This window comes from Pelosinus baikalensis (genome assembly GCF_020819555.1).
GTDB classification, from domain to species: Bacteria; Bacillota; Negativicutes; order DSM-13327; family DSM-13327; genus Pelosinus; species Pelosinus baikalensis.
Genome location: NZ_JAJHJB010000087.1, coordinates 1 through 6,551 on the forward strand (window position 1 = coordinate 1; position 6,551 = coordinate 6,551).

At 39.6% G+C, this 6,551-nt stretch carries 4 protein-coding genes; 2 read left to right on the top strand and 2 right to left on the bottom strand.

The window, feature by feature from the left end:
• Positions 1–136 precede the first annotated feature (136 nt).
• A complete protein-coding gene (locus tag LMF89_RS24920; protein WP_229537508.1) occupies positions 137–3,031 on the bottom strand; it encodes a Tn3 family transposase in 2,895 nt (964 codons plus the stop codon).
• A gap of 195 nt (positions 3,032–3,226) precedes the next feature.
• Between LMF89_RS24920 and LMF89_RS24925 the strand changes: the two genes are divergently transcribed.
• The gene (locus tag LMF89_RS24925; RefSeq protein WP_229537509.1) at positions 3,227–3,784 is read left to right on the top strand and encodes a recombinase family protein; all 558 of its coding nucleotides are present in this window, start codon (positions 3,227–3,229) and stop codon (positions 3,782–3,784) included.
• Positions 3,785–4,209: 425 nt separating this feature from the next.
• Here LMF89_RS24925 and LMF89_RS24930 read toward each other — a convergent pair whose 3' ends face one another.
• A complete protein-coding gene (locus LMF89_RS24930) occupies positions 4,210–5,430 on the bottom strand; it encodes an MFS transporter (RefSeq protein WP_229537510.1) in 1,221 nt (406 codons plus the stop codon).
• A gap of 149 nt (positions 5,431–5,579) precedes the next feature.
• Here LMF89_RS24930 and LMF89_RS24935 point away from each other — a divergent pair, with 149 nt between their 5' ends.
• Positions 5,580–6,452, top strand: a complete 873-nt coding sequence (locus LMF89_RS24935; protein ID WP_229537511.1) for a LysR family transcriptional regulator — start codon at positions 5,580–5,582, stop codon at positions 6,450–6,452.
• Positions 6,453–6,551 lie beyond the last annotated feature (99 nt).

The following is a 6,551-nucleotide window of genomic DNA, read 5'->3' on the forward strand; positions in this document are numbered from 1 at the left end:
AAATCGCCAATTCCTGATCCAGTCATTTTACATTCCATGGCATCGCCCTCTACTAGGGGTATGAGTAGTAATGGAACAAAAAACCGGAATAAGCCTTCAAAATTATTCCAGGATGATTTTGAAGGCTTATCTTATCCTATTTAATATCAATCTTCATTAGCGGGCGCAATGCTCCATGTTCAATTTCTTTAGGTAAGTGAAATGAATATCTGCCTACGATGTTGATATGATCAAAACCGAGTGGGGATAGCCTTTGCACATCAGCCTCGTCAATGGTTTTACCTTCTTTACGGAGTGCATCGAGAGCTATTGCCATATACCGTGTATTCCACAGAATAATTGCATTAACAACCAGTCCCAGCGCACCTAACTGATCCTCTTGTCCTTCACGATACGCTTGATGTAATTCACCTTTTTTTCCATAAAATACGTTTCGGGCTAGATTATGACGGGACTCTCCACGATTCAATTGTGTCAGTATTTTTCTGCGATAGTTGGGATCATCCATAACCATGAGAAGGTGTTTTGTTTTAAAGATACGGCCCAATTCTCCGATCACTCGTGCTAACATCGTTGGTTTACCATCACGTTGTAGAGTTCTGATTAACTGCGTCGAATTGACTGTGCCAAGCTTTAAAGACCCAGCCACTCTCAACATATCGTCCCAATATCTGCCGATAATATCTTTGCGTATACGGTGTTTAGCCAACTTGTTCAATTCGCCGTAATCAGCGTTGGGGTCAAACCGCCAAAACCTCAAACTTCCAACATCTGCAATACGGGGACTAAACTGATAACCAAGAAGACCGAACAGTCCAAATATAATATCACTGTATCCTGCGGTATCGGTCATGATTTCCTTTGGTTGTAAAACTGTTTGCTGCTCCAATATTCCTTCTAATAAATATAGCGAATCTCGTATCGTTCCTGGAATGACTATCCCATGGAACCCCATAAATTGGTCACTTGTAAAGTTGTAATAGGTAACGCCGCGTCCAGCACCGAAATATTTAGGATTGGGTCCTGAATGGATTGTCTTAACAGGAATCACAAATCGAAGTCCATCAGCGGATGCTACTTCGCCGCCACCCCATACTTGTGCTAATTCCAAAGGAGCATGATACGCAACCAAAGCAGCGTTAGCCTTTGTGATCGTTTCTGTTCGAAAATAGTTTTGCTCTACCCACGTAAGCCGATCATATTCTAATGAAGATATGCTCGGCTTTACTACTGGATCTAGCCCAATATTACAAGATCGGGCAATTAGTATAGCACAGCTGCTGATGTTAAGATCTTTCATTCGTGAGTCGCCTTGACTTATGTGAGTAAAAGCGGCGGTAAAGTTTGTCCATTGATCCACTTCTAGAATAAGTTCTGGCAAATCGATACGCGGCAGAAGGGAACGAACCTGGTTTCTTAGTATTTTAACCGATTCCGATTCTTCCAGTTTATCAAGGGGTGACAGTATTAATCTATCGTGTCCTGCAAAGCTTTCAATTCGTACTACCGGATTGTCTGCCCACCGTTCAGCAGCCTTTCTATAAGCTTGATCTAGTTCTTTCGCTAATGGTTCCAAAGCTTCCTCTGCAGACGAAGGCCATTCCAGCATTCGTAATATCTGCGGTCTGGCGGTTTCCCAAGCACTCCCTTGCAGCAATTGTTCCCTTGGATCGCCGTAGTGTTGACTATCGCGGACATAGATGTCGTGCTTTTTCAAAGCATCGTACATTCTGTCAATTGCCCAAAATGTATAGCCGCAAGGGTCTATTGTATTTGTTAAATCTTTAGTAACAAGCTTTCTCCAAAAAGGACTAATGCCATCTAAAGGTGCATCAGAATATTTATGTTTCCCGGATTTAGATTCACTGGCAGCAAGAAACTCCCATATTCGCACGGCAGATTGACCGGCAGAGTTGGCGTAAAACTGCAACGTTTCCATTAATTTAGGAAGGTATCTGCGGACAGTAGAATAATTCCGGAACAACTCATCAAAGGCGACCGTTTGCCCCTGTGGCTTAGTTAGACTAGCTACCGTTTGTACAGAGGATTCTAAGTCGTTTTTGGGTATTTTTGAAAAAATAATCTTCCGCAAGTCGGTAGCTGAAACGTTTTCATCCAACAGCAAGGAACAGGCCTCTCCCAGCTTTCTTGCCGCTGAATCCAAATCCCGAATTGTTCGAAGCCTAGTCTTTTCGTCTTTACGGTTAGCCCCTCTAGCCATAGTGGAAAATACTTGCTCCATGGCCATAGAAGCATATCTTGCCAGCATCCGAATTCGCCCTATTGGGATATGAGAAAGATTCCAGTTCTGAGCTCCTAATGATCGAATCACTTTAAGTCGTTCAATTGCTTTTAAAAGTCCAGATACAGATGGATTTGTCGGTGAACGCCTTAGTAGATCCAGTACCGACTGTCTATGTTGTGAATCCGGTTTTAGGATATTCTCCAACCGATTACGCTGCTCACTGTTCGGAAGATGGGAAAGCTTTTTCCACAACATTAGATTTGCGCGGTCACGAACCTGCGAAATGAGCCTTTCCAAGATCGTAACGCCTGGCAAAATGATTTTTTGATCTACACAACGCGCCGTTGTAATATCAAAGAGAATACTGGGTCTTTCGGTCGAAAGCCAAGCTCGAGTATATAACCATCTTACCAATTTCCAATGAATCGGCTGATCATTAAAATATGTATATCCAAAGGCTTTGCATATTTCAGATGTATGATCCCAGCGGCTTTCGCCGTCACGATAACACGCTAGGTCGCCGATATCAATGTTTAATTGTTTAGCAACATATTGGTATACATTTACTGGTACTTCCGTAGGATCGGATAAAAAAGTGCCTAAAAAGCGTAGTGTTCCTAGTTGAATAGCAAATCCTAATCGGTTATGCTGACCTCGGTGTCTAAAAATTAGACTACGATCATGATCATCAAAGAGAAAGTATTTTGCTAATTGTTCTGGAGAGGGTTCAACTGTGAATTGTCCATATTGATCTTTTTGCTCAGATGTTAAAAACTCAACTGGCATTACATCAACACTCCTATCAAAAACGTTCGTTTTCAATAAAACATAAAATCTATAGAGAATAGCCTAATAACGACCGTATTTCATTCTCGAAAACTATTCTTGAAATAAAATTCTCGTTTTGTTACTATTGTAACGAGTAATGATAATTTTAGGCAAGTGTAATTATTAATATTAAATATACAAAGGAGAAAAATCATGTTGATTGGATATGCACGAGTATCGACACAAGATCAAAGCCTAAGTTTACAGCATACTGCTTTGACTCAGGCCAATTGCGGAAAAATATATGAAGATCAAATGAGTGGCACACGTTCCGATCGCCCAGGATTGAAGATTGCCTTAGAAGTACTGCGTGAAGGGGATACGTTAATTGTATGGAAGTTAGACCGACTCGGTCGCAGTGTAAAAGGGCTGGTGGATTTAGTGAATAATCTATCCGAACGAGGTGTTCATTTTAAGAGTCTAACTGATAGTATTGATACCGCTACCCCATCAGGACGTTTCTTTTTCCATGTGATGGCAAGTCTAGCCCAAATGGAAAGAGAACTGATTGTAGAACGTACTCGTGCAGGGTTACTTGCAGCACGACTGCAAGGTCGAATTGGTGGCCGCAAACGTAAAATGACGGATAGTAAAATTATTGCGGCGAAAAAGTTGCTTGTGAATGGGATTGCGCCAAAAGATGTTGCACAAAACTTAGGAGTATCTATTCCTACTCTTTATAGATGGATTCCCGCTTCTTCCACTCATTAGCGGGGCGTCGCCAACATTTTCGACAAAACCCACGATAGGGGAATAAATGAGGATAATTTAAGAGTTTTATCCTCGTTAAGCTAGTAATATCCAATATTAAGTATCATAAAGGTTATATTTCAATTGTTTTGGTACTTTGTTTTTAGTAATAGTTTAGGAACTGAAAATTACTTATAATATAGTAGGTTTATAAGTATTCTACCATAGTTCCAAATACGGTCGTTTTTAGTACTAAACTTCTTAACGTGGGTTTTATCAGACCTTAATTTTTAAAATATTAAATAAGCAGTCTACCTGAAACTTTTTCTTCCCAGATATAGTTTTTGATATAAGAAAGTATAAGATCTTTGCAATTAAGAACCCTCATAAAGGTGGCTTTGACGGGTTTGATTAACAATTGATAGGCGGTAATCTAAAAGACCGCGCTAGTGTGTTTTCTTATAAATTAAGTTGCCATTGGTAGATGCTAAATACCAGATGACAGCTATTACAATTAAAATAGCCGAAGAACTGTAAATATAACTAAACCCAAATACCTGTGCTACAAGTCCCCAAATAACGGAACCAAGTATTCCTGCCATATCCTGCGCGCACATAAATGTTGCATTGGCTGTTCCTCTTCTTTCAACCGGTGCAAGCGAAATAACCAATGCATTTAACGCAGGCTGGACGGAACCGTACCCCAATCCGTAAAATACAGCGGCAATCAGAAACATTGGCAATGAAGTAGCTACAGATAATATTTGCAATGCAATTCCCAATAAAACCATACCTGGTATTATAACTTTGGCAGTTCCATATCGATCAGCTATTCGACCTGTTGTTAGTCTTGTAAACATCATAGCCAATGCAATAATAGTAAAAAATGCTGCAATATCTGTTACCCCTCTATCACTTGCGTATGGAGGCAAAAAGATCATAATGGTAGAATAAGTTATAACAATAATGAAAAATAAAAATGACGGCCCTAAAGCACTTTTCTCTATAACCGCCAGTTTTCCATTCTGCTGTGCTGTATCTTCCGTTGATTTTACATTGGCCAATTGGCTACTTTGGTAGTTTTGACGGCAGTAACTTGCCGAAAAACCAGTGATTAGCGCCAATATTATGAAACAAGCTGAAAGAATGAAAAGTAAGGTATAGCTATAATGTTCCATAATATATAAGCCTAACCCAGGTCCGATAACCATTGCCACCGATATTGAAATCCCGAAAAAACCCATACCTTCACTCCTGCGAGTAGCTGGAATTAAATCAGAAGCGATAGTATTTGTTGATGTAGTTACAGTACTCCAACCAACTCCGTGTATTGCTCGCAGCATTAGCAACAAGATCACCGAATAGGCTACTGTGTTATAAGAAACTATTATTATTAACATCACGCTTAAACCGACAAGTAAAATCGATGTTCTACCTTTACGATCTAGTAAAGTGCCTATGTGTAAGCGAGATATAAATGCTGTCAAGGAATAAATACCCGTTATCAGCCCAGCCATTAATGTGCTCCCACCTATATGAAGGATCAGCATAGGCAAAGTTGATAGTAGCATAAAGTTGCCAACGTAGGTAAGAAAATTTACTACAGCGATAAGTGTAAACGGTATTGTCCATAATTTCTCTTGAACTAGTGTTTTCGCATTTTCCATAAATAGTCATCTCCATTTTCCTTGTTTCTATTGTGATATATCTCAATTTATGTATAATTATAGCAAGAGGAAATTCATATGTATAATATTTAAAAAGTCGTAATTTCATATGGAAACAAGTATGAAATTGTAAGGAGAATACTGACTGTATGGATATTAGGAAACTTCGATATTTTCTTGCGGTTGCTGAAGAAGGGCAAATAACAAAAGCTGCTAAGCGATTACATATGGCTCAACCTCCGCTTAGTCAACAGCTTAAACTGCTTGAAACCGAACTGGGAGTCAGGCTAATAGAAAGGTCTGGAAGTCGTAAAATTCAACTTACAGCTGCAGGGCAGACATTACGTATTCGGGCAGAGCAAATGATGGAGTTGTCTAAAAAAACTGTAAAAGAATTAAAGGACATTGAAGAAGGAACGCAAGGAACACTACCAGTTGGCATCACAGCCTCCTGGGATGCTACCTTTTTGCCAAGGAAAATTAATACTTTTCATGAGCAGTATCCAGGAGTCACTTTTCAAATATGGGAAGGTGACACAAATAAGATTGAGGAACTGCTGCGTAGTGGAATAGTGGAAATCGGTATTACGCGGATTCCGACTGATTTAGAAACCTATGAAACAGTAGCCTTGCCGGACGAACCTATCGTAGCTGCCTTTAATCCTAAAGCGGCTTATGTTGTGACAACAGATTTCGTGCGGCTGGTCGAACTTGCTGATAAACCCTTAATAATATGCCATAAACATGAAGCTCTTTTAAACTACTATCGAGAAGTTGGTTTGGAACCGAAGATTCTTTGCCGACATACTGATGTAAGATCTATGCTGGCCTGGGCAGCTGCCGGATTAGGTATAGCAATCGTACCAAAATCTGCAACAAACTTTATTCCCAGTAATAATTTAACTTTTAAAGAAATTATTGAACCACCGCTTAAAACAAGACCTGCTGCGGTCATTTGGATACGAAACCGATATTTATCTGCTGCCGCCCGGCATTTTATTGACATTTTTCCAAAAGTTTAAAAATTATTAATAGAGTTCCGATTTTAGTGTAGAAAGTTTTTTAAAATGATAGATTGTAAAATGAAGTGCGACAGTTAAATAACAATAAATAGCTCACAG